The following is a 22239-nucleotide window of genomic DNA, read 5'->3' as shown; positions in this document are numbered from 1 at the left end:
GGTTTTGTGTTTCTCTAGTCTCCAGGTTTTCGATGTCGACTGCCAAACTTCTCGATACGCAAATCGCGCCAGTGAGCGAAGCGCGGAATGTAGCGCCCGATTTGGGTGATCTCACCGAGATCTCTCCACCAGAAACGGTTGCAAAGACGCAGGTCGAGTCTTGTATGGCCCATGACGCAATTGTCGTAACGCTGCGCGGTCGTTGCATGGCGCGTGACCTGGTTGTCGGTGATCTGGTTCTGACGCGCGACAACGGTTACCAGCCGATCCTGTGGATCGGGCGCCCGGAAGGTGCGTGCTCCGCGAACGCCCGTCTGCGCCTCTCCAAGGATTGCATTGATGAAGGGTGCCCCGACCGAGATCTCGAACTTTCGGCGCGTCAGCGCATCCTCATGACCCTTCGGGGCAGTATGGCCGAGGCCTTTTCAAACGATGCACCGGTCGAGGCCTTCGTTCGTGCACGCGATCTCGCCAGCCTGAACGGGGTGGTCGAGGTGCAGGCTACAGAGGAAAAGGACGTTCAGATCCTCACTCAACGCCATGAGGTGATCCTTGTGAATGGCGTCTGGACCGAAACCTTCCAGCCGGACTGCATGCAGCTGAAGACGCTTCCAAAAGATCAGCGCGATGCGCTTGAGCGGGTGCTGCCGCAGGTCCGTGAGCAAGGTGAGGGCAAGGCCTTCGCGGCGGCCCGCGCAGCCATGCCAGTGCCAATCCTTCAGGAAATCCTGCGTCAGCGCAGTTCCTGAGCCGCGCGCCAGGCGTGCCAGTCTTCCGGCGTGTCGAGATCGGTGAGCGCATGCCGGTCGGGCAGGGCGACAAGGTGCGGCTTTTCCCCGGACAAGACGGAACGCGCACCCTGATCCTCTGACAGCGCTTTCAAGTCCTCGAAACACCGCCTTGGGAAAATCACCGGATGGCCGGGTTTGCCATCTTGCGACGTGGCCCGGAGCAAACCGTCCTGCGGCGCGTCCTCCCATGCCGTGCAAAGCGTGGCTATGTCCGCGCTTGTGATCTCGGGCATGTCCGCAGGCAGGATCATGACCGCACCAATACCGTCGGGCAGGGCGGCTACGCCACCTGCAATCGAATGTCCCATGCCTTTTGCGGCGTCGGGAACGTTTACCAAAACCGCACCGGAATTTGACAGCGCCTGCCATCGTGCGGGGCGATCCGGGGGCAGGGCGGCATAGACCGGACTGCCGGATGCCCTGGCCCGCGCCACCATCGTCGCAACAAGCGGCGCGCCATCAACCACCTGCAACAGCTTGTCGTCTTCTCCCATTCGCGAGGAACGACCGGCAGCAAGGATCAGGATGGCAAGCATGAACGCCCCGTGGAAATGAAAACCGCCAGCGGACAGAAGGCCCGCTGGCGGTTGCATTAAATCTCAGATCGCATCCGAGAGGAAGATCAGCCGCGCATCCGCGCGCCGTCTGCATCGAAAAGCGGTTCGGAAATCAGGCGGGCCTTGCGCATGCTGCCAAGGATTTCGATCTCCACCTCAAGCCCGTCCTCCACGCGATCCACCGGCACGAACCCCTGTGCGATGGATTTCTGCGCATAGTGGCTGTAGCCGCCCGAGGTGCAGAACCCGACGACCTTGCCATCCAGCCAGATCGGTTCATAGGCGTTCACATCCGCATCATCGGCATCAACCTCGAAGGCACAGAGCTTGCGTGCCGGACCCGCTTCCCGTTCCGCCTCGGCAGCGGCGCGGCCGATAAAGTCCACGTTTTTCTTGAAGCTGATGAACCGATCAAGACCGGTCTCGGCGGCGGTATAATCCGGCGAGAATTCCGCCAGCCACGAACCGAAGAACTTGTCGAGGCGCAGGCTCATCATGGCGCGCATCCCGAAGGGCTTCATGCCGTGCGGCTGACCTGCCGCCCAAAGGACATTCCAAAGCGCCCGCTGCGAGGGCAGATCACAGTAGATCTCATACCCAAGGTCGCCGGTATAGGACACGCGCTGAACGATGCAGTCCGCCATGCCAACCGTTATCCGGCGCACATCCATGAACTTCATGTCGCTGATGTCCGTACGGGTGCAGGCTTGCAGCACGTCGCGCGCCTTGGGGCCGGCGATCTGGAAGCCGTTGCGCGTGTCCGAGACATTGATGACCTCGACACCATCGTCCAGGTTCTGCTGGAACCAGCGCATGTGATAGGCCTGCGATCCATAAGAAGCCGTCAGCTGGTACTCGGTTTCGCTAAGGCAGGAGATCGTGAAATCACCGATCAGACGCCCCTTGGGCGACAGCATCGGCGTCAGAGACAGTCGGCCCGGTTTCGGCACGCGCCCTGCCATGATGCGATCCAGCCACGCGCGGGCGCCGTCGCCCTTGATGACGTATTTTCCAAAGTTGTGGGTTTCGTTGATGCCCACCGCAGAGCGCACCGCGTTGACTTCACGCGCGGTGGCCTCAAAGGCGTTGGAGCGGCGGAAGGACGGCGTCTCGAAACGCGGCTCATCCCCTTCGGCAAAATAGTTCGGCACTTCAAGGCCGTATTGCTGGCCCCAGACCGCGCCCATGCTGTCGAAGATGTCGTACATCGGGGTGGTGCGGAATGGACGTGCAGCGGGAAGCTCTTCGTTCGGGTAGGAGACCGAGAAACGCTTCTGGTAGTTCTCAATCACCTTCGGCAGCGTATAGCCGGGGGTGATCCAGTCACCAAAACGCGCGATGTCCATCGCCATCGTGTCGCGTTCGCATTCGCCTTCAATCATCCACTGCGCCAGCATCAGGCCAACCCCGCCGCCCTGGCTAAAGCCCGCCATGACGCCACAGGCCGACCAGTAGTTGCGCATACCCGGAACCGGACCGACCAGCGGGTTGCCGTCAGGTGCAAAGGTGAACGGTCCGTGGATCGACGACTTGATACCTGCCGCTTCCAGCGCGGGAAAGCGTTTGTAGGCGAAATCGATCGAGTCCTCGATCTTGTCGAAATCGTCGGGCAGAAGTTCGTGGCCAAAGTCCCAGGAGGTGCCGTCCACCGCCCAGGGTTTGCAGGGCTGTTCATAGAACCCGATGCAGAGGCCGCGGCCTTCCTGCCGCAAATAGCTCTCGCCGGCCGGGTCCATCACGTGCGGGTGTTCGCCACCGCCGTCGATGATCTCGGCGATCATCGGCACCTCATCCGTCACCAGATAGATGTGCTCCATCGGGTGCAGCGGCATGTAAACGCCTGCCATTGCGCCCACTTCGCGCGCCCAGAGGCCACCTGCGTTGACGATATGCTCGGCGTGGATCGTGCCCTTGTTGGTCACCACGTCCCAGCTGCCATCGGGGCGCTGGTTGGTTTCCTTGACCATGCAATGCGTCTCAATGGTCGCGCCGCCCATGCGCGCGGCCTTGGCATAGGCGTGGGTGGTGCCCGAAGGGTCAAGGTGCCCGTCCAGAGGATCGTAGAGACCGCCGATGATCCCGTCGACATTGGTGACAGGCGCGATCTTCTTGATCTCTTCCGGGCTCACGATTTCCGTCTCGAGCCCCATGAAACGGTGCTTGGCCCGTTCCGCAACCAGCATGTCAAAGCGTTCCTGGTTGTCCGCCAGCGTCACGCCGCCAACGTGGTGCAGGCCACAGGACATGCCGGTGATCTCTTCCAGTTCCTTGTAGAGCTTGATGGTATAGCCCTGAAGGGCCGCCATGTTGGTATCCCCGTTCAGCGTGTGAAACCCGCCTGCCGCGTGCCATGTCGAACCGGATGTCAGCTCCGACCGCTCCAGCAGCATCACATCCGACCACCCAAGCTTGGTCAGGTGATAAAGGACGGAGCAGCCGACAACGCCGCCGCCAATAACAACAACACGGGTGGTGGTTTTCATGGGGAACCTCTGATGTGATTTTTGTCGACCTTGACAGATGTGTCCAATGCGGCTTGTCCGTTTTCGACAAAGGGTGACGTTTTTGTGTTTTCGTCTTTCTTGCCCTCAGGTCACGCGAACGTAGTGTGCATGTGATGTGTGCACTGGTAATCTGGACGGTATGAAGAGACTCGCTTTTTTCCTGACCAGCATTTTGCTGGCTGTTTTTGTGTCGGTCGCCCATGCAGCACCGCAGGCCTATGTTCTCGCGCAAGGATCAAAGGTCGAGTTTTTCTATTCCTCCGGCCCCGAGCCGACACGCGGCACCTTTCCCATTACCGGTGCCGACATCGTGGTGGATCTGGAAAACGTGCGTCGTTCGCGCGTCGACGTGGATGTCTCAACCGCGCGAGTGCGGGTTGCCGATCCCTTTGGCATGGTGGCCCTGAAGGGCGAGGATATGCTCAATACCGGGCGCTATCCGACCGCCCGTTTCCAAAGCCGCAGAATCACGCGCACGCGTGACGGCGCCCAGATCGAGGGCGATCTTACCCTCAAGGGCATCAGGGTGCCTGTGGTGCTACAGGCGATTTTCCTGCGCAAAAGCACGGCTCCGGTCGATAATTCCGAACTTATCCTGCGCGTGTCGGGCGAAGTCTCGCGCAAGGCCTTTGGCATCACCGGCTTCCCCAACCTCGTCAAGGACATGATCCGCCTCGACTTTGTCGTGAACATCGCTAGACCCATCTAATACTGGTCAACAGTGGGCTCTCTTCACGCTAGAGCGTCGTGAATACGATCGGCAGGTTGCTTGTGATTGTTGGGGGGGGGCGCGTGTCGTCGTAGGCGGCAACAGTCTCGCCGGTGTTGGCATTCTCGCCGCCGTCATGGGATTCACCAAGGTCAACAGTCCCGATAAGGCGGATACCGCCAAAGTCTTCTGCTGTCAGACCCGGTTTCCAATAGAAGGCATAGCCATAGTCATCGGGCGAATTTTCATCCAGCAATCCCTCAAGGCTTTCGCCTTCCGGTACATAAAAAATGACCTGGCTGCTCACCTGGCTGGGCGGAAGCGTATTGCCCCAGTTGCCATAGTCGGTCTCAAGCTCCACCACTTCCAGATGGCCACCTGTGCCGTCTTCGAAATTGATCTCAAGGCTGTCACCTGACCCCATTTGCAGGAAACTCTCGGCCTCGGCTTCAATTGCGGGAACAGTTCCTAGGGAGCCGGGAACGGGCAGGCCTTCCAGCCCCTCCGCGGTCACTGTCAGCGATACGTGATCGCCGCCTTCTCCGGCCACATCATCGGCGGTTTCCGTGCTGTCGGACAGGGTGTCGACATCATCACCGACCCCGATCTTGATCACATCGGTCCCGTCGCCCGCATCGACAGATTGGGTCACATCATCGTGGATATTGGTTTCGATGACCTGATCGATGTTCTGGCCGTCCTGCGCCACGCGGGACACCGCTTCGACGTCGAATAGCTGCGGGTCTTGTCCGTCAACGGATATCTGTACGCGATCATCTCCCCAGTTATCTGAAACCTCTGTATCCGGCGTGTCCGGCGTATCGGGATTGTCTTCTGTTGATGTCTCGTCTGACGAATCCGAGACCAGTATCGGAAGGGTTGCCACGCCAAGCATAGCTAAAACGCTCCAAAACAACATCGCGTAAATGTCCCACGTAAGAATGAATTGCTTTTGACTAGGTATTTCCCACGCATTCTCCCCTTTGAACGTGAAATTGCAAGGACGGGTCAGCCCGAAAGAGGCTGGCTTACGACCGAAAGTGTCGCAAAGGGGCATTTTTGGCGCAGCGCTGCAGGTCAGTCTTGGGATCAGACATATGAAACCTGACACGGGAACAAGAACCTATGCGGACCCAGGCACGGGCCGTCGTGATCGGCGGCGGCGTCATCGGATGCTCGATTCTCTACCACCTCACCAAGCTCGGCTGGAGCGACGTTGTCCTTCTTGAGCGCGATGAACTGACATCGGGCTCGACCTGGCACGCGGCAGCCAACATACACGGCCTGCACGACAGCGCCAACATCAGCCGCCTGCAGCACTATACCATGCGCCTCTATGACGAGCTGGAATCCGAGACCGGCCAGTCCTGCGGCGTCTTCCGCCCCGGTTCGCTTTACCTCGCGCAGACCGAGAACCGCGAGCACCAGCTCAAGCTGCAGGCCGCCAAGGCCAAGCTCTACGGCATGAACTTCCACGAGATCAGCCGCGACGAGGCCGAGCGCCTGCACCCGCTGGTCAATTTCGACGGTATCCGCACCATCATGTGGGAACCCGATGGCGGCAACGTCGACCCGTCTGGCGTGACCAACGCCTATGCCGTGGGCGCACGTCAGCGCGGGGCCGAGATCAACCGCTTCACGCCGGTCATCGGCACCGAACAGCAGCCCGACGGAAGCTGGATCGTGAAGACCACCAAGGGCGACATCCACACAGAGTGGGTCATCAACGCCGCCGGTCTCTGGGGGCGTGAAGTTGCCAAACTGGCCGGCATCGAGGTGCCGCTCCAGCCCACTGAACACCAGTATTTCGTGACTGAAACCATCGCCGAGATCGACGCGATGGATCGTCGCCTGCCATCCGTGGCGGATCGTGACGGCGAATACTACCTGCGCCAGGAGGGCAAGGGCCTGCTGATCGGTGCCTACGAAAAGGACATGCGATTCTGGGCCGAAGACGGCACGCCGCTTGATTTTGCCCACGATCTCTTCCCCGATGATCTCGAGCGGATCGAGGAAAACATGATGCGCGCCATCGACCGGGTTCCGGCGGTGGGCACCGCAGGCATCAAGCGCGTGATCAACGGCCCGATGATCTGGTCGCCCGACTCGAACGTGATCCTTGGCCCGGTGCCGGAACTGAAGAACTATTTCATGTGTGGCGGTATCATTCCGGGCTTCTCGCAGTCGGCGGGGATGGGCCTCATGGTGGCGCAGTGGATCATCGAAGGCGAGATGCAATACGACATGTTCCCCTGGGACGTGGCGCGCTTTGGCCATTGGGCGAACAACCCCGATTTCGTCAAGGCCAAGGTCCAGGACGTCTATGCCCACCGCTTTGCCATCCACTTCCCCAACGAGGAACGCGCGGCAGGCCGTCCGCTGCGCACGCGTCCGGTCTACGAGATGCAAAAGGACATGGGCGCGGTCTTTGGCCTGAACTACGGCTGGGAGCATCCGCTCTGGTTCGCGAAAGAGCCCGGCACCGTCGATACCAACGGGTTCACCCGCCAGAACTGGTGGGGGCCGGTTGGCGAGGAATGCCACATGTTGCGCGATCGTGCGGGCATCATCGACATTTCGAACTTTGCCAAGTACCGCGTAAAGGGGGCAGGGGCCGAAGACTGGCTGAATGCCGTCTTTGCCAACACCATGCCGAAAACCGTGGGCCGCTCGTGCCTGACGCCGCTGATTGGCGTGCGGGGTGGCATTGCGGGCGACGCCACCGTGACGCGCGTGGCCGAGGACGAGTTCTACGTGATCTCGTCAGGCATGGCAGAACGCTATCACAAGCGGTTCTTCGACATGGTCCCTCTACCAGAAGGCACCACCTTCGAAAGCCTGACCGACACCATGTGCGGCTTCAACGTGGCAGGACCGCAGTCGCGCGAGTTGCTGCAACGCCTGACCAACACCTCGCTTGGCACCGAGGATTTCCCCTTCATGCGGTCGCAGTGGATCGACATTGCAGGCGTGCGTGCCCTTGCGCTGAGGGTGTCCTTCACCGGTGATCTTGGCTGGGAACTGCACTGCGCGGTGGAGGATCAGAAACGCCTCTATGAGGCCCTGCTCGACGCGGGCAAAGAGTTCGGCGCCGGCCCCGTTGGCGGACGTGCGCTGATGTCGCTGCGGGTCGAGAAGGGCTATGGCTCGTGGAGCCGCGAATACAGCCCGGAATACTGGCCGCAGGAAGTGGGGCTTGAGCGGCTCTGCAAGCTGGACAAGGACTTCCTCAACAAGGCGGCTGTCGAAGAGGTGCTAGCACAGGAGCCGCGCGAGCAGTTGGTGCTGATCCATATCGACGACGCGGCGGTCAAGGCGTCAAACGCCGACGCGACGGGTGGCGAGCCGATCTTCAGGGATGGCGAAGGCATCGGCCGCGTGACCTCGGGCACCTATGGCTACACCGTCGGCATGTCGCTGGCGCTTGGCTATGTCAAACACGGCAAGGCCAGCCCCGGAGACTGCGTCGAGGTGATGGTTCTGGGCCAGCCCCACAAGGGTGTGATCCTGTCCGAGCCGCCGTTCGATCCCAAGGGCGAAAAACTGCGCGCCTGATCGCCAAAGCAAAAGGGACATTCTTCTCGAAGAATGTCCCGCCGCAAAATTTTTCCAAAAATTTTGGCCGCCCGGCCGTGAGGGGGCCTATTTCTTGATTGGCACGCCGTAGAGTTCGAGCTTGTGGCCCTTCAGCGTGTAGCCCAGCTTGGCCGCGATCTTTTCCTGCAGGGCTTCGATCTCCGGATCGACGAATTCGATCACTTCGCCCGAGTTGATATCGATCAGGTGATCGTGGTGTTCGCGCTCTGCATCCTCATAGCGCGCACGGCCATCGCCAAATTCCAGCTTGTCGAGGATGCCGGCCTCTTCGAACAGCTTGACGGTTCGGTAGACCGTCGCCAGCGAGATCCCGGCGTCCCTTGCAGAAGCACGTGCATAAAGCTCTTCCACATCGGGGTGGTCCGCGCTTTCCTGCAAAACCGCGGCAATCACACGACGTTGTTCTGTCATGCGCAGGCCCTTGGCCTCGCAGCGGGAAATGATGGTGTCCGGCATTTATGCTGTCCCTGCTTGTGTTGGAGAAGGTTTTTAACCGCTGAAAAGGCCGCATTCCACCTCTTTTCACTGGGGATAAGCCACCTTTCGCGCTTGACAGCAAAGGCGCAACACCCCATGTGCAACCCCAACCGCCTTCTGCCGCGTGAGCATCAAATCAAGACCGAAAGTGAATTTCGGCCAAGGCGTTCATCCCGATCCCAAGATCACGCGTGGGCTCAGGGGCGTGTTGACCGCGACGTGAAAGGCGCGGGGCAAGCGGCCCATCCACCTGAGGCTCCGCGATGCGGGGCGATGCAAGGCGTCGTTCACATGCGGCGTCGGAAAGCTGTTATGACGACATTCAACGATCTTGGCCTGCCCAAGAAATTGGTCGAGAAGCTGGTGAAAACCGGTATCGACAAACCCACCCCGATCCAGGAACGCGCCATTCCTCTGGCGCTGGAAGGTCGCGACGTGATGGGCCTTGCCCAGACCGGCACCGGCAAGACGCTGGCCTTTGGCCTGCCGCTGATCGCGCGACTGCAATCCTATGGCCGCAAGCCCGAACCCAAGACGGCACGCGCCCTGATCCTTGCGCCGACTCGCGAGTTGGTGAACCAGATCAAGGAAAACCTTGCGGTTCTGGTTGATGGCACGCCGTTCAAGGTTGGTCTTGTTGTTGGCGGTGTTTCGATCAACCCGCAGATCAGCCGCGTTGCCAAAGGCACCGACATCATTGTCGCTACGCCGGGCCGCCTGATCGACCTGTTGGAACGCGAAGCCATTGACCTCTCGGCCACCGATTTCCTCGTGCTGGACGAAGCCGACCAAATGCTTGATCTCGGCTTTATCCATGCCCTGCGCAAGATTGCGGAATTCCTGCCCGAGAAGCGCCACACGATGCTGTTCTCGGCCACCATGCCAAAGCAGATGTCCGAGATCGCGGGCGCTTATCTCGACAATCCCGAACGGGTTCAGGTCTCGCCTCCGGGCAAGGCGGCTGACAAGATCACCCAGGGTATCCACTTTATCGCCAAGGCCGAGAAGACCAGCCTGCTGATCGAACTTCTGGATGCCCACCGCGACGAGGCCGCAATTGTGTTTGCCCGCACCAAGCACGGGTCTGACCGCCTGATGAAGGCGCTGGACCGGGCGGGCTATGCCACGGCGGCGGTACACGGCAACAAGAGCCAGGGCCAGCGGGAACGTGCGATCAAGGCGTTCCGCGAAGGCGAAACCATGGTTCTCGTGGCCACCGATGTGGCGGCGCGGGGCCTTGATATTCCGCAGGTGCGCCATGTCTATAACTACGATCTGCCGAACGTGCCCGAGAACTATGTGCACCGCATCGGCCGCACCGCGCGGGCCGGGATGGATGGTGCCGCTGTCGCCTTCTGTTCGCCCGATGAGGTGGACGAGTTGAAAGCGATCCAGAAGGTCATGAAGATGACCATTCCGGTTCTGTCCGGTCGTCCCTGGATGGGTCTGGAAGACCCCAAGCAGAAATCCAAGGGCGGGCAGGGGCGTCGTGTCTGGCAAGGCGGCGAAAAGCCAAAAGGGGGCGGCAAACCTTCGGGTGGGCCGCGCCGTCGCCGCAAGGGGCCGCCGCGCGGCAAGTCGCGTCGGGCCAACGGATAAGACACACGCAAAAGCGCCGCACCCGTTGCGGCGCTTTTTGCATCAGTAGGTCAGCCGGCCTTCCATCACCTTGCAGGCGCTGCCGCTGATCGTGACCGCCCCATCAAGCGTGGTAACGCCAATCACGCTGGGCCGTCCCATGTCGTCGCCCTGATGCACGCGCAACGTCATGTCCTGGCCCTCAACCGAAGCCAGCAGGGCGCCCAGCGCGGCACATGCGCTGCCCGTGGCCGGGTCTTCGGGGATGTTGTCGAGAGGGGCGAACATGCGGGCGTGGATCACATCGCCTTCGCGGACATACGCGAACTGGGCAAAGTCCATGCCCGACGGAAACTGTGCATTGCCCTCGCGAAACGCCGCCACGTCGGTTTGCAATGCCGCCAGCGTATCGCGGCAGTCGAGTTCGGTGATGGTAAACGGCAAGCCAAGAGAGGCCATTGTCGGCGCGTGTAACGTTGTGAGGATGGCATCTTCGCTGATGCCCAGCGCCCGCGCCACCAAGGCGGGATCAGGGGTCGCCAGAACCTCAAGCGGCACCTCGGTGGTGAACTGCGCGCCGCCATCCGTAACCTTGCAGACAAGCGGCCCGACCCCGAGTTCGAGAACCATGTCGCCGCCATGTCCCAGATCGGCCAGCGCTATTGCGGTGCCAATCGTGGGGTGGCCGGCAAAGGGAACCTCTGTCGTGGGTGTGAAAATCCGGACCCTGGCCGTGTGACTGGCATCCTCGGGCGGATAGACAAAGGTCACTTCGGAAAAGTTGAACTCGGCCGCGATCTTCTGGAGATCGGCTTCGGGCAGATCGCCAGCTTCCGGGAAGACGGCCAACTGGTTGCCGCCAAACGGCGTTTCGGTAAAGACGTCATAGACGACATAGGTGCGCATCACATCAACTCCGGTTCACGGCCAACCTTCTTGGCCAGCGGTGCAATGGTCAGACCCTGCACGATGATCGAGAAGATCACCACCACGTAAGTGGCCGTCAGGATCAGCGGCTTCCAGTCTCCGTCCGGTAGCGACAGCGCAAGCGCGACGGAAATCCCGCCCTTGAGGCCGCCCCATGTCATGATCGGGATCACCCCGCGGCTGAATTCGCGGAACGGATTGAGAATCAGAACCGGCACCGCCACCGCCGCAAGCCGCGCCACCAGCGCCAGCGCAATCGCCATGACACCGGCCATCAGGAACTGCATGTCGAAGGCGACTGCAAAGACTTCAAAGCCGATCAGAAGGAACAGCACCGCGTTGAGGATTTCGTCGATCAGTTTCCAGAAGGCATCCACGTATTCGCGCGTCTCGACACTCATGCCATGTTTGGCCCCGATGTCACCGATCAAAAGCCCCGCGCAGACCGCCATGATCGGGGCGGATACATGCAGCGCCACCGCCAGTTCATAGCCGCCAAAAGCCAGGCCCAGAGTCAGCAGCACCTCAAGGGAATAGTCGTCGATCAGACGCATCACGCGGAAGGTGAGCCAGCCCAGCACAAGGCCCAGAACCGCGCCCCCGAAGGCCTCCTGCACAAAGAGGATCGCGGCCCCTTCCAACTCGTTGTCATGGATGCCGTGACCGCCGCCCGAAAAGGCAATGCCGGTCAGCACGAGGAACACCACATAGGCCACCCCGTCGTTGAACAGGCTTTCGCCCGCAATCTTGGTCTCAAGGCTCTTGCGCAGATTGGCTTCGCGCAACACCCCGAGAACTGCCACCGGATCTGTGGGCGAGATCAGCGCCCCGAAAACAAGTGCCACCATCAGCGGCATTCCCGTGATCCAGCTGAAGCCGACACCGATGATGGCCGTCGACAGGCCTACGCCCACCGTCGCCATCAGGGCAATCGGCAACCACTGTGCCCGCAGGTCCGCCAGCTTGACATGCAGCGCGCCTGCAAACAGCAGGAGGCCCAGCATCCCTTCAAGAAGCGCATCCGAGAAATCGATGCCGATGATCATATGGCGTGCGGCCTCGGCGATGCCGAACTGCGGCGCAACCATATCCACCGCCAAGAGCCCGAAAGAGGCAAACAGCGCCACCACGAGGATGCCGATGGCCGAAGGGAGCTTGAGGAAAAGGTAATTGATCGCTCCGAAGGCACCGGCAAGTACGATGAGCAGGGAAGTGATTTGTAGGAAATTCATGACGCGCCTCAATAAGATACGCGCTTGGGGTAACACGCAGCGGGGCCTTGCCTCAAGCGCCCGGTTCCAGACGTCGGGTGAGATGCGCTCATTGCTTGACTTGTGAATGAAAATGACGGCCTCTGCCCCTATGGAACGGAAAACTCACATAGACACCTTTGGCACCATCGCGCTGACGGTCTTCGCGATTGCGCTGTCGTTCAATCAGGTCGTGATCAAGGTCACCAACGGTGGGTTTTCGCCGGTCTTCTCTGCTGGCATCCGGTCGTTGATCGGCCTTACCGCAGTCGCCCTCTGGATGGCCTATCGCAGGAAAGCCTTTGGCCGCTCTGCACCAGTTGTCCGCGCGGGTATCCTTGCCGGCATCCTGTTCTCGCTCGAGTTCATCTGCCTCTACATCGCGCTCGACCTGACCACCGTGTCGCGCGCCTCGATCATCTTTTACTCCATGCCGGTCTGGCTGGCGCTGGTGGCCCATGTGTTCCTGCCCGGAGAACGGTTGAATGCCGTGCGCCTGCTGGGTCTTGTCCTCGCCATGACGGGGGTGATCGTGGCGGTCATGGACAGGCAGGGGGGCGAGGCCTCGCTCTGGGGGGATCTGTTTGCCCTTGGGGCCGCGATCTTCTGGGGCGGCATTGCGCTTGTCGTGCGCCTGACACCGCTGTCGCAAGAAAAGCCCGAAACCCAGCTGATCTGGCAACTCATCGTGTCGTCCATCGTTCTGATCGCGGTGGCGCCGCTGTTCGGGCCACTGCTGCGCGATCCACAGGCGATCCACGTTGCGGGCCTGATGTTTCAGGCCATCGGGATCGTCGCCATTGCCTACCTGATCTGGTTCTGGCTCCTGACGATCTATCCGGCCTCGGGCGTGGCCTCGTTCAGCTTTTTGTCGCCGGTGTTCAGCGTTCTTCTGGGCTGGTGGCTCCTGGGCGAACAGGTTGGCCTTTCGATCTGGCTGGCGCTGGTTCTTGTCGCGCTTGGCATCATCCTGATCAACCGGCGCTGATCTAGGTGCCGCAGAATGTCTGCTGCACCCGCTCGCCCTCGCTCGGCGGACGGGTGAGATCAGCGAACTCCGGATTGTGCTCAAACGGGTTGGCCAGGGCCTGCGACAGGCGCAGGAACGGGGCCATGTCCCCCTGAACCGCAGCCTGAATCATCTCTTCAACCCGGTGGTTGCGCGGGATCAACACAGGGTTGGCCCGGCGCATCACCTCTTCGGGGGCATCTTCACCGGCAATCCGCTCCTGCCAGTCACGGGCCCAATCGTCAAAACTGGAGGGATCGACAAACTGATCACGCGCCTTATCACCCGACAGGGCCGCGAAGGTGTTGGTGAAATCAGCACCCTGATCGCTCATCAGTTTCAACAGGCGCGCGGCCAGTTGCAGGTCATCCGCCTGCGTCTCGACAAGGCCGATCTTGCGCCCAAGCGCCTCGCGCCAGAGCGTATGCACCCGCTCCGGCATGGCGTTGATCGCCTCGGTATACCCGGCAACCGCCTTGTCGGTGTCCGCCTCAAGTGGCACCAGCGCCGTCGCCAGCTGGGCCATGTTCCAGACGATGATGTCGGCCTGCGCCGCATAGGCATAGCGCCCGCGCCGGTCGATCGAAGAAAACACCATCATCGGGTGGTATTCGTCCATAAAGGCGCAGGGGCCATAGTCGATGGTTTCGCCCGAAATGGCACAGTTGTCGGTGTTCATCACGCCGTGGATAAAGCCGACCGACATCCATTTTGTCACCAACTGCGCCTGACGCTCGATCACGGCCTTGAGGAACTCAAGCAGCGTGCTGACATGTGGATAGTGGCGCGCCACCGCGTGTTCGAACAGGGCCTTCAATCCGGCGGTGTCGCCTCGCGCGGCCAGAACCTGAAACGTGCCAACGCGGATGTGGCTCGAGGCCACACGGGTCAGAACCGCGCCGGGCAGGGCGGTTTCACGGTGGATCGTTTCACCCGTGGCCACGGCGGCCAATGCGCGGGTTGTGGGAATGCCAAGGGCGTGCATCGCCTCGCTGACCACGAACTCGCGCAGCACTGGCCCAACCCAGGCCCGCCCGTCGCCATTGCGCGAATAGGGCGTCGGGCCGGAGCCCTTGAGCTGGATGTCAAATCCACCTGCTTCGCCCAGAAGAATGGCGCGCCCGTCGCCTAGTTGCGGGTTCCAGTGGCCGAACTGGTGGCCGGAATACAATTGCGCCAGGGGTTCTGCGCCTTCGGGGACATCGTTGCCGCCAAAGACCCTTGCCAGTTCGGCCAGATCGTCGGTGCCCGTGATCCCGAGGTCATTGGCCAGCGCATGGTTGAACGCCAGAACCTCCGGCGCCTTCACCGGCGTCGGTTCAATGCGGGAGTAAAGATGCTCCGGCAGGCGGGCATAGCTGTTCTGAAAGGGGATATGCAGGGTCATGACAGGCCTAAAGTTCGCGCGTCATCAACATATAGCGATCCCGTGCCTTGAAACCAGTGCGCGCATAAAGCCGCTTGGCAGTTTCATTCTCGCGGTCCACTTCAAGGTGCAATGCGCGCACACCGGCCTGACCCAACATCTTGGACAGGGTCAGGAGCGTTTCGCTCCCCATCCCCCGACCGCGCACCGCAGAGCGAATGAACAACTCGTCCACGAAAGCGTCCATTCCGCCGAACTCCACGCTCCACCCGAACGTAAGGACAATATAGCCCACCGGCGCGCGCGTCGGCCCGATGATATAGATCGCGCCCAGCGGCGATCCCTCCAAGAGCGGCAAAAGGGCATTGCGGCGCGTAGTGTCGTCCTGTGTGATCCCTTCTTCGGCGTGGAACGCCGCAACAAGCGGAAGAAGCCGATCAAGATCTTCGGGTTTCGCGAGGTGCAGCGCCGCGCTCATAGACGCGCCAGGCGTTCGGTCAGCAGGTCAAAGAACCCGTCTGCATCCACATCACCGATGAAAAGCGCATTCGCCTCGCGCCCCGACACGCCCCACCAATCCGCGACGGTCATCCCCATTGTCAGTTCCGAGTGGGTTTCGATCTCGACATTGATGTAGCGCCCCGAGAACAGCTCTGGCCGGATCAGATAGGCGGTTACGCAGGGATCATGCAGCGGCGCACCGTTCGAGCCGTATTTTTCCTTGTCAAAGCGCTCAAAGAAATCCGTCATCTCGGCCACCGCGATCCCGACCTTGGTGCCAAGGGCGCGGAAGGCATCATTGCGCGGCTTCGTCACCAGCGCCTTGTGCGTCACGTCAAGTGGCATCACGACTTTAGGAGCAGGAGATTTGAAAACGATATGAGCGGCTTGCGGGTCGACGTAAATGTTGAACTCCGCCGCCGGTGTGATGTTGCCCACCTCGAAATAGGCGCCGCCCATCAACACGATCTCCTGCACCCGGTCCATGATGTCGGGGGCCTTTTCGAAGGCCATCGCGATATTGGTCAGCGGGCCCAGCGGACAAAGCGTGACCGTTCCCGGCTCATGGGCGCGCAGGGTGTCGATGATGAAATCCACCGCGTGCTGTTCCTGAAGCGGCATTTGCGGGTCAGGCAGCACCGGCCCATCAAGGCCCGTCTTGCCATGCACGTGTTCCGCCGTCACCAGATCGCGGCCCAGCGGACGGTCACAACCCGCATAAACCTTCACATCATGCTTGCCTGCCAACTCACAGACAATACGCGCATTTTTGCTGGTCAGTGGAAGCGGTACATTGCCCGCCACGGCCGTAATCCCCAGAACCTCGATCTCCTCGGGGCTGGCCAGCGCCAGAAGTATGGCAACCGCATCGTCCTGTCCGGGGTCTGTATCAATGATGATCTTTCGCGCGCTCATGGGGGCCTCCTGTGGTCGCGGCGACCTTGGGCAAACCACGTGACCTTGTCCAGCCAAAAGCAAAAGGGCGGCAGACCATCGCCTGCCGCCCCAACGCCTTTTCCCGAACGATTAGTCGTTCGCGGTTTCGTTCAACTCCATATGCCCGCCCGATTTCGAGAACACCCGCCGCAGCATCGGTTCAAAGAACTCCAGCGGCTTGGAGGGGTAGTTCGGATCAAAGGCGTTCTGGTCGTAGTTGTGGCAGAAATAGACCGCGTCGTCGTAATACGGGCTGTCCTTGTACTTGTCCCGCGCATTGCGATCCCCGCCCAGCATGTGGTTGTAGTAATACCCCTGGAACACGCAGTGATGTTCGATGATCCAGCGGGCTTTTTCACTCATGTAGGGGCGCACCATGGCGGCGGCGAGTTCGCCGTGATTGTAGGGCGACAGGATATCGCCGATGTCATGGATCAGCGCGGCCACCACGATTTCCTCATCCGCGCCATCCGCATGGGCACGTGTCGCGGCCTGCAGACAGTGCTGGTAGCGGTTGATCGGGTAGGGCGTCCACTCTTCGTCCAGCGATTTCAGCATGGCGATGATGCGGTCGACCAGTTCGGCGTTGAACTGTTCTTCATAGTCCATCACCGCGTCCCAATCGGCCTGTGTCGCCTCTTCAAAGCTGGTCCATGTGGGTTTGTGCGATTTGTCGAGCATGGCTTGTCTCCTGATCTGCGTTTGCAGGAAGCCTAGCGAAGTTCATCTGATCGGAAAAACGTATTGTTTTTATCAATCTGATAGTCTTTTGTTTTCACATGGACGAAAAACACCTGCGCACCTTTCTGGCAATCGCCGACACCCACAGCTTTCACCGCGCCGCCGCGCGTCTGAACATCACGCAGGCCGCAGTAAGCAGCCGGGTCCGCGCTCTTGAAATGCAGCTGGATGTCGACCTCTTCACCCGTGGCCCCGGCGGCACCGCGTTAACCGAGGCGGGCCACCATCTTCGCCCCTATGCCGAACAGATGCTGAGCCAGTGGCACCAGATTCGCCAGGGTCTTGGCCAGCAATTCGCCAATCGCATCGCGCTTCGGATCGGCTGTCAGCTGTCGATCTGGGATACATTGCTGGTGGACCTGACAATCTGGGCCGAAGAAGAGTTGGGAAAGCTGCCGCTGACCTTGAATTTTGATCACGAAAGCAATGCGTTGGAGCTGCTTCGCAATCGGATGCTTGATATTTCGATCACCCACGAAATGCCCGCCGGAAACGATCTGACAGTGCACGAATTGCCACCGGAACGTATGATCCTGATGGCGGCCGAGCCCTGTGATCTGAATAATCGCGATCTGCCGCTGTTCCTCAATCTTCAGCTGGGTCCGGCCTATGATGCCGCCGTGCGGGAACAGCTTGCTGGCCGATCTGGTCACCTGTTTCTTGGCAACGCCGCCATGGCGCTGCACTACATGCAGAACAGGGGTGGCATGGCCTTTCTGCCAGAGCGGATGGCAGCCCCCCTGAGGGCAAGCGGCCACCTGTCCCCCGTGTCTGGCGGGCAGGATTTCACCGTGCCCTGTCTGGCCGTCTATGAACCCGGCGGTCCTGCGGCAAGCACGGTCGCGCAGGTTCTGCCTGGCCTCGATCACGTTCTGAAATAAAGAAAGGCGCCCCATGCGGGACGCCTTCCAGACGCAATATCAACTGGCGGATCAGCCGTCGAAATCAACCGTTTCGGTGATTTTCAGAGCGGCGGGGCGGTTGCCAGCCAGGGTCATCAGGTTCACGTCGTCCGCGGTGAACTCACCCCAGCCCTTGACCAGCGGGTCGGGCGAGGTGCCCGGTGCGATCGGGTATTCATAGTTGGCCTTGGCATAGATTTCCTGCGCTTGCGGCGAGGTCAGGAATTCCATCATCTTCAGCGCCGCTTCCGGGTTCGGCGCGTTTTTCGCCATCGCAACGCCCGAGATGTTCACGTGGGTGCCCGCGTTTTCAAAGGTCGGGAACAGCACGTTCACGCTGTCGGCCCAGGCCTTTTGTTCTTCATCGGCCAGCATCTTGCCCATGTAATAGGTGTTGCCGATCGCGATGTCGCATTCACCGGCCCAGATCGCCTTGACCTGCGCGCGGTCGTTGCCCTGCGGTTTGCGGGCGAGGTTGGCCTTGATGCCTTCCAGCCACTTCGCGGCACCTTCTTCGCCGTGGTGATGCACAACTGCCGAGGTCAGCGCAACGTTGTAGGCATGGGTGCCCGAGCGGGTGCAGATACGGCCTTTCCATTTCGGGTCCGCCAGATCTTCGTAGGTGGTGACTTCACCCTCGGCAACGCGCTCTTTCGAGGCATAGACGATGCGGGCGCGGGTGGTCAGGCCGTACCACTGGTTGTCGGGGTCGCGGTATTGGGCGGGCACGTTGGCGTTGAGCGTGTCGCTTTCGACGGCTTGGGTCAGGCCCGCGTTCACGACGGCAGCCAGGCGCGAGATGTCAACGGTCAGAACGAGGTCTGCCGGCGAGCGCTTGCCCTCGGCCTGCATCCGCTCAACCATACCCTTCTTGAGGTAGGCGACATTCACCTTGATGCCGGTCTCGGCGGTGAAGGCATCGGTCAGCGGCTTGATCAGCTCGGGCTGACGGTACGAGTAGACGTTGACTTCTTCGGCAACGACAGGCGCGGCAACGGTGATTGCGGACGCGGCAAGGAAGGCAGATTTGAGACGTGCAAACATGGGACTCACTCAGGTGATTGCTGTTTCGATTGGCGAAGCAATTACCTGAGTGTTTTTATAGGGTCAATACCTGAATAAAATATTCAGGTATCCGAAGCCTTGGCCTTTTCCTCGATTTTGACCGCGTCCCAAAGGCCATCCATTTCTTCAAGGGTCGACTCTTCGGGACGCTTGCCGCGCTTGGACAGTTTTGCCTCGACCGCCTCAAACCGGCGAATGAACTTCTGGTTGGTTGCCCGCAGCGCGGCCTCGGGATCAAGATCAAGATGGCGGGCAAGGTTGGCCATGACGAACAGCATGTCACCGAACTCTTCTTCGATCTCGGTCTGGCTCATGGTGTCGCGCGCTTCGGCCAGCTCGCCGGCTTCCTCGACGATCTTGTCGACCACGTGGCGAATGTCGGGCCAGTCGAATCCCACCCGAGCGGCCCGTTTCTGAAGCTTCACCGCGCGCAGCAGGGCAGGCAGGCCAACCGCGACGCCATCCAGCGTGCCCTGCTGTTTCTTGCTGGCGCGTTCGGCCGCCTTGATGGTTTCCCAGTCGCGGGTCTGCTGGTCGGCGGATTTCTGGTTGCTTTCATCGCCAAACACATGCGGATGCCGCGCGACCATCTTGTCCGACATGGTGTCGGCCACTTCGTCAAAGGTGAACAGGCCCCGTTCGGTCGCCATCTGCGCGTGGAACACCGATTGAAACAGCAGATCGCCCAATTCGCCTTTCAACTCGTCCCAGGCCTCGCGTTCGATCGCATCGGCCACCTCATAGGCTTCCTCGATGGTATAGGGCGCGATGGTCGAGAAATCCTGTTCGATGTCCCACGGGCATCCGGTTTCGGGATCGCGCAGGCGGCGCATGATTTCCAGCAGGCGCGGCATGCCCCCCTTGGGATCGTGGATCAGGTCGTCGGCCATTGCACATCTCTCCTTGGCGGTGTTCACATGCATATCAGATAAACGCGAACCCGGAGTCCACCCCATGCCCGTCCTCAACAGCATTGCCGCCAACGCCGAAGAGATGAAAACCTGGCGTCGCCACCTGCATATGCACCCCGAACTGGAATTCGACTGTCACGAGACCGCCGCCTTTGTTGCCGCGCGTCTGCGTGAGTTCGGCGTCGATGAGTTGCACGAGGGAATCGCGACCACCGGCCTTGTCGCCATCATCAACGGCAAGGGCGAGGGCGGCACCATCGGGCTGCGCGCTGACATGGACGCGCTGCCGATGCCCGAGACCACCGGGCTCGACTATGCCTCGACGGTTGACGGCAAAATGCACGCCTGCGGTCACGACGGCCACACCACCATGTTGCTTGGGGCGGCGAAATACCTTGCCGAGACGCGCAACTTTTCCGGCCGTGTCGCGCTGATCTTCCAGCCCGCCGAAGAAGGCGGCGGCGGGGCCGGCGTGATGGTGGAAGAGGGGATCATGGATCGTTTCGACATCGATCAGGTCTATGCCCTGCACAACGTCCCCGAGATCGCCGTGGGCAATTTCTACACCACGCCCGGCCCGATCATGGCAGCGGTTGACGAGTTCCACATCGACATCAAGGGGCGTGGCGGTCACGGCGCCTATCCGCATGAAACGGCTGATCCGGTCATGGCCTCGGTCGCCATCGCCCAGGCCATCCAGACCATCATCAGCCGCAATCACGACGCCCGGCAAGAGGCGGTGGTCTCGGTCACCCAGATCCATACCGGCAGCACCGACAACGTGATTCCCGATACGGCCTATCTCAATGGAACCGTCCGCACGTTCGAGCCCGAAGTGCAGGATATGATCATATCTCGCATGGAGGCCATCGTAGCAGGGCAGGCGGCCGCCTATGATGTCGAGGCCACCCTGCGCTATGAGCGCGGTTATCCCGCCACCGTGAACGACGCCGACAAGGTTGCCTTCGCCGCCGAGGTCGCACGCGAGATTTCCGGATCCGATGCGGTGCAGGATGATACCGGAAAAGAGATGGGCGCCGAGGATTTTTCCTACATGCTCCAGGAACGCCCGGGGGCCTATCTGTTCATTGGCCAGGGGCCGGGGGCCGCGCTGCACAATCCGAACTACGACTTCAACGACGACATCTCTCCGATCGGCGCGTCGTTCTTTGCGCGTGTCGTGGAAAAGGCCCAGCCACTGTAGGAATTTTACGCTGCACGGCAGCACCGTCGCGATACCGACGTAATACCGACGTGATGCAGACAGCGGTTTTTGACCGTCATTCTGCGTCGCGGCGGATTTCCTGCTTGACTTGCAAGGCCGGATTATCAATTTTTTGATCAAATTTCTTGATCACGGAAATCCGCATGGCACTGGAAGATGCAAAAAAGGTCGTGGACGAAGCCTTTACCCGCGACAACAACCTCGGACCGAGCTTTGAAAACACCTTTGGCGGTGCGACGTCCTTCCTGCGCCGCCGCTATAGCAAGGATCTGACGGGTGTTGATGTCGCCGTGACAGGGGTTCCCTTTGATCAGGCGGTGACCAACCGTCCCGGCACGCGCCTTGGGCCACGCTCAATCCGCGAGGCCTCGGCCCTGCAAAGCCCCGACGCGCCTTATGGCTGGGGATTCAATGTGTTAGAAGAGTTTTCGGTGGTGGACTATGGCGACCTGGCGTTCGACTATGCCAACGTCCCCGCGTTTCCTGCCGCACTGACCGAACACATCCGCACGATCCTTGATGCGGGGGCGGCCAGCATCGTTTTGGGCGGGGACCACTATATCACCTTCCCGATCCTGCGCGCCTATGCCGAAAAATTCGGCCCGCTTTCGCTTTTGCAGTTCGACGCCCACACCGATACGTGGCCCGATGACGATATGGACCGGATCGACCACGGCACCATGTTCTACAAGGCGGTCAAGCTTGGACTTGTCGATCCCAAGCGGTCGGTGCAGGTGGGCATCCGCACGACCAACGAAGACACGCTGGGTGTGAACATCATCGACGCGCGCGAAGTGCATGAGGCCGGGCCGGGTGCTACGGCTAAGAAAATCAAGGAAATACTTGGGGATAACCCTACATACCTCACCTTTGACATTGACGCGCTTGACCCGGCATTCGCACCGGGCACGGGCACGCCGGTCTGGGGGGGACTGACCTCGGCGCAGGCGTCGATCATGCTACGTGATCTGGAAGGCATCAACATGGTGGGCGGCGATGTGGTCGAAGTTTCTCCGCCGTTTGATACGACGGGGGCCACGGCAATCGCGGGCGCACATGTCGCCACTGAACTTCTGTGCATCTGGGCCTCCAGCCGCCGTACAAAAACCTGACGTGACGCCACGCAAGCGTTTACACGGCAAACCTTCAATGCAATCTTTCGGGACGGGCCGGTAAAGCCCGGTTCCTGTCGA

At 60.7% G+C, this 22239-nt stretch carries 20 protein-coding genes; 8 read left to right on the top strand and 12 right to left on the bottom strand.

All coding sequences use genetic code 11. The features are described from left to right. Positions 1-164 precede the first annotated feature (164 nt). On the top strand, positions 165-749 hold the full coding sequence (locus NNA36_RS13905; protein ID WP_255108036.1) for a Hint domain-containing protein: 585 nt from the start codon (positions 165-167) through the stop codon (positions 747-749). Here NNA36_RS13905 and NNA36_RS13900 read toward each other — a convergent pair. Together NNA36_RS13900 and NNA36_RS13895 are read right to left on the bottom strand one after the other, a co-directional pair. Beyond that, positions 734-1384, bottom strand: coding sequence for an NTP transferase domain-containing protein (locus NNA36_RS13900; protein WP_255108033.1), 651 nt, complete (start codon positions 1382-1384; stop codon positions 734-736). The genes NNA36_RS13905 and NNA36_RS13900 overlap by 16 nt on opposite strands. Before the next feature lie 29 nt (positions 1385-1413). Then, on the bottom strand, positions 1414-3831 hold the full coding sequence (locus NNA36_RS13895) for an FAD-dependent oxidoreductase (protein WP_255108030.1): 2418 nt from the start codon (positions 3829-3831) through the stop codon (positions 1414-1416). Between the two features lie 160 nt (positions 3832-3991). Here NNA36_RS13895 and NNA36_RS13890 point away from each other — a divergent pair, with 160 nt between their 5' ends. Continuing rightward, positions 3992-4561, top strand: coding sequence for a YceI family protein (locus NNA36_RS13890; RefSeq protein WP_255108027.1), 570 nt, complete (start codon positions 3992-3994; stop codon positions 4559-4561). Positions 4562-4589: 28 nt separating this feature from the next. Here NNA36_RS13890 and NNA36_RS13885 read toward each other — a convergent pair whose 3' ends face one another. Continuing rightward, on the bottom strand, positions 4590-5456 hold the full coding sequence (locus NNA36_RS13885) for a hypothetical protein (RefSeq protein WP_255108026.1): 867 nt from the start codon (positions 5454-5456) through the stop codon (positions 4590-4592). A gap of 230 nt (positions 5457-5686) precedes the next feature. Between NNA36_RS13885 and NNA36_RS13880 the strand changes: the two genes are divergently transcribed. Further along, the gene (locus NNA36_RS13880; protein ID WP_255108024.1) at positions 5687-8116 is read left to right on the top strand and encodes an FAD-dependent oxidoreductase; all 2430 of its coding nucleotides are present in this window, start codon (positions 5687-5689) and stop codon (positions 8114-8116) included. Positions 8117-8203: 87 nt separating this feature from the next. On the opposite strand, the gene NNA36_RS13875 is transcribed toward NNA36_RS13880, so the two are convergent. Then, positions 8204-8614 carry a Fur family transcriptional regulator gene (locus NNA36_RS13875; protein WP_255108022.1) on the bottom strand — a complete coding sequence of 137 codons (411 nt, stop codon included), beginning with the start codon at positions 8612-8614 and terminating at the stop codon, positions 8204-8206. A gap of 333 nt (positions 8615-8947) precedes the next feature. On the opposite strand from NNA36_RS13875, the gene NNA36_RS13870 reads away from it, so the two are divergent. Further along, positions 8948-10234 (top strand): DEAD/DEAH box helicase, encoded by a 1287-nt coding sequence (locus tag NNA36_RS13870; RefSeq protein WP_255108020.1) that lies wholly within the window; start codon positions 8948-8950, stop codon positions 10232-10234. Between the two features lie 42 nt (positions 10235-10276). Here NNA36_RS13870 and NNA36_RS13865 read toward each other — a convergent pair whose 3' ends face one another. Both NNA36_RS13865 and NNA36_RS13860 read right to left on the bottom strand, forming a co-directional pair. Continuing rightward, positions 10277-11119: a PhzF family phenazine biosynthesis protein gene (locus NNA36_RS13865; protein WP_255108018.1), complete on the bottom strand. Its 843-nt coding sequence runs from the start codon at positions 11117-11119 to the stop codon at positions 10277-10279. Continuing rightward, positions 11119-12372, bottom strand: a complete 1254-nt coding sequence (locus NNA36_RS13860) for a sodium:proton antiporter (RefSeq protein WP_255108016.1) — start codon at positions 12370-12372, stop codon at positions 11119-11121. The genes NNA36_RS13865 and NNA36_RS13860 overlap by 1 nt, the downstream gene beginning before the upstream one ends. A gap of 130 nt (positions 12373-12502) precedes the next feature. On the opposite strand from NNA36_RS13860, the gene NNA36_RS13855 reads away from it, so the two are divergent. Then, positions 12503-13378: a DMT family transporter gene (locus NNA36_RS13855; protein WP_255108014.1), complete on the top strand. Its 876-nt coding sequence runs from the start codon at positions 12503-12505 to the stop codon at positions 13376-13378. A gap of 1 nt (position 13379) precedes the next feature. Here NNA36_RS13855 and NNA36_RS13850 read toward each other — a convergent pair whose 3' ends face one another. The 4 genes from NNA36_RS13850 to NNA36_RS13835 form a co-directional block, all read right to left on the bottom strand. Continuing rightward, complete coding sequence (locus NNA36_RS13850) at positions 13380-14786, bottom strand: YdiU family protein (protein WP_255108012.1); 1407 nt, start codon at positions 14784-14786, stop codon at positions 13380-13382. A 7-nt stretch (positions 14787-14793) separates the two neighbouring features. Then, positions 14794-15243 (bottom strand): GNAT family N-acetyltransferase, encoded by a 450-nt coding sequence (locus tag NNA36_RS13845; protein WP_255108009.1) that lies wholly within the window; start codon positions 15241-15243, stop codon positions 14794-14796. Further along, positions 15240-16181 carry a nucleoside hydrolase gene (locus NNA36_RS13840; protein ID WP_255108007.1) on the bottom strand — a complete coding sequence of 314 codons (942 nt, stop codon included), beginning with the start codon at positions 16179-16181 and terminating at the stop codon, positions 15240-15242. The genes NNA36_RS13845 and NNA36_RS13840 overlap by 4 nt, the downstream gene beginning before the upstream one ends. Before the next feature lie 111 nt (positions 16182-16292). Beyond that, positions 16293-16883 (bottom strand): HD domain-containing protein, encoded by a 591-nt coding sequence (locus NNA36_RS13835; RefSeq protein ID WP_255108004.1) that lies wholly within the window; start codon positions 16881-16883, stop codon positions 16293-16295. Positions 16884-16981: 98 nt separating this feature from the next. Here NNA36_RS13835 and NNA36_RS13830 point away from each other — a divergent pair, with 98 nt between their 5' ends. Beyond that, positions 16982-17824: a LysR family transcriptional regulator gene (locus tag NNA36_RS13830; RefSeq protein ID WP_255108002.1), complete on the top strand. Its 843-nt coding sequence runs from the start codon at positions 16982-16984 to the stop codon at positions 17822-17824. A gap of 51 nt (positions 17825-17875) precedes the next feature. On the opposite strand, the gene NNA36_RS13825 is transcribed toward NNA36_RS13830, so the two are convergent. Together NNA36_RS13825 and mazG are read right to left on the bottom strand one after the other, a co-directional pair. Further along, positions 17876-18889, bottom strand: coding sequence for a Fe(3+) ABC transporter substrate-binding protein (locus tag NNA36_RS13825; RefSeq protein ID WP_255107999.1), 1014 nt, complete (start codon positions 18887-18889; stop codon positions 17876-17878). 83 nt (positions 18890-18972) lie between these two features. Beyond that, entirely contained in the window at positions 18973-19800 is an 828-nt protein-coding gene (gene mazG, locus NNA36_RS13820) for a nucleoside triphosphate pyrophosphohydrolase (protein WP_255107997.1), read from the bottom strand. 64 nt (positions 19801-19864) lie between these two features. On the opposite strand from mazG, the gene NNA36_RS13815 reads away from it, so the two are divergent. Continuing rightward, positions 19865-21025, top strand: a complete 1161-nt coding sequence (locus tag NNA36_RS13815) for a M20 aminoacylase family protein (protein ID WP_255107995.1) — start codon at positions 19865-19867, stop codon at positions 21023-21025. 164 nt (positions 21026-21189) lie between these two features. After that, a complete protein-coding gene (gene speB / locus NNA36_RS13810; RefSeq protein ID WP_255107993.1) occupies positions 21190-22158 on the top strand; it encodes an agmatinase in 969 nt (322 codons plus the stop codon). Positions 22159-22239: the final 81 nt, after the last annotated feature.

It is taken from the genome of Shimia sp. CNT1-13L.2, from assembly GCF_024331145.1.
In the GTDB taxonomy this organism is placed as follows: Bacteria; Pseudomonadota; Alphaproteobacteria; order Rhodobacterales; family Rhodobacteraceae; genus Shimia.
This window is presented reverse-complemented; position numbering and strand designations above follow the sequence as displayed.

What these genes read in the sequence shown, in the direction of transcription:
- NNA36_RS13905 (WP_255108036.1), top strand. Translation starts at nt 165, where the DNA reads ATGGCCCATGACGCAATTGTCGTAACGCTGCGCGGTCGTTGCATGGCG.
- NNA36_RS13900 (WP_255108033.1), bottom strand. Translation starts at nt 1,384, where the DNA reads ATGCAACCGCCAGCGGGCCTTCTGTCCGCTGGCGGTTTTCATTTCCAC.
- NNA36_RS13895 (WP_255108030.1), bottom strand. Translation starts at nt 3,831, where the DNA reads ATGAAAACCACCACCCGTGTTGTTGTTATTGGCGGCGGCGTTGTCGGC.
- NNA36_RS13890 (WP_255108027.1), top strand. Translation starts at nt 3,992, where the DNA reads ATGAAGAGACTCGCTTTTTTCCTGACCAGCATTTTGCTGGCTGTTTTT.
- NNA36_RS13885 (WP_255108026.1), bottom strand. Translation starts at nt 5,456, where the DNA reads ATGCTTGGCGTGGCAACCCTTCCGATACTGGTCTCGGATTCGTCAGAC.
- NNA36_RS13880 (WP_255108024.1), top strand. Translation starts at nt 5,687, where the DNA reads ATGCGGACCCAGGCACGGGCCGTCGTGATCGGCGGCGGCGTCATCGGA.
- NNA36_RS13875 (WP_255108022.1), bottom strand. Translation starts at nt 8,614, where the DNA reads ATGCCGGACACCATCATTTCCCGCTGCGAGGCCAAGGGCCTGCGCATG.
- NNA36_RS13870 (WP_255108020.1), top strand. Translation starts at nt 8,948, where the DNA reads ATGACGACATTCAACGATCTTGGCCTGCCCAAGAAATTGGTCGAGAAG.
- NNA36_RS13865 (WP_255108018.1), bottom strand. Translation starts at nt 11,119, where the DNA reads ATGCGCACCTATGTCGTCTATGACGTCTTTACCGAAACGCCGTTTGGC.
- NNA36_RS13860 (WP_255108016.1), bottom strand. Translation starts at nt 12,372, where the DNA reads ATGAATTTCCTACAAATCACTTCCCTGCTCATCGTACTTGCCGGTGCC.
- NNA36_RS13855 (WP_255108014.1), top strand. Translation starts at nt 12,503, where the DNA reads ATGGAACGGAAAACTCACATAGACACCTTTGGCACCATCGCGCTGACG.
- NNA36_RS13850 (WP_255108012.1), bottom strand. Translation starts at nt 14,786, where the DNA reads ATGACCCTGCATATCCCCTTTCAGAACAGCTATGCCCGCCTGCCGGAG.
- NNA36_RS13845 (WP_255108009.1), bottom strand. Translation starts at nt 15,243, where the DNA reads ATGAGCGCGGCGCTGCACCTCGCGAAACCCGAAGATCTTGATCGGCTT.
- NNA36_RS13840 (WP_255108007.1), bottom strand. Translation starts at nt 16,181, where the DNA reads ATGAGCGCGCGAAAGATCATCATTGATACAGACCCCGGACAGGACGAT.
- NNA36_RS13835 (WP_255108004.1), bottom strand. Translation starts at nt 16,883, where the DNA reads ATGCTCGACAAATCGCACAAACCCACATGGACCAGCTTTGAAGAGGCG.
- NNA36_RS13830 (WP_255108002.1), top strand. Translation starts at nt 16,982, where the DNA reads ATGGACGAAAAACACCTGCGCACCTTTCTGGCAATCGCCGACACCCAC.
- NNA36_RS13825 (WP_255107999.1), bottom strand. Translation starts at nt 18,889, where the DNA reads ATGTTTGCACGTCTCAAATCTGCCTTCCTTGCCGCGTCCGCAATCACC.
- mazG (WP_255107997.1), bottom strand. Translation starts at nt 19,800, where the DNA reads ATGGCCGACGACCTGATCCACGATCCCAAGGGGGGCATGCCGCGCCTG.
- NNA36_RS13815 (WP_255107995.1), top strand. Translation starts at nt 19,865, where the DNA reads ATGCCCGTCCTCAACAGCATTGCCGCCAACGCCGAAGAGATGAAAACC.
- speB (WP_255107993.1), top strand. Translation starts at nt 21,190, where the DNA reads ATGGCACTGGAAGATGCAAAAAAGGTCGTGGACGAAGCCTTTACCCGC.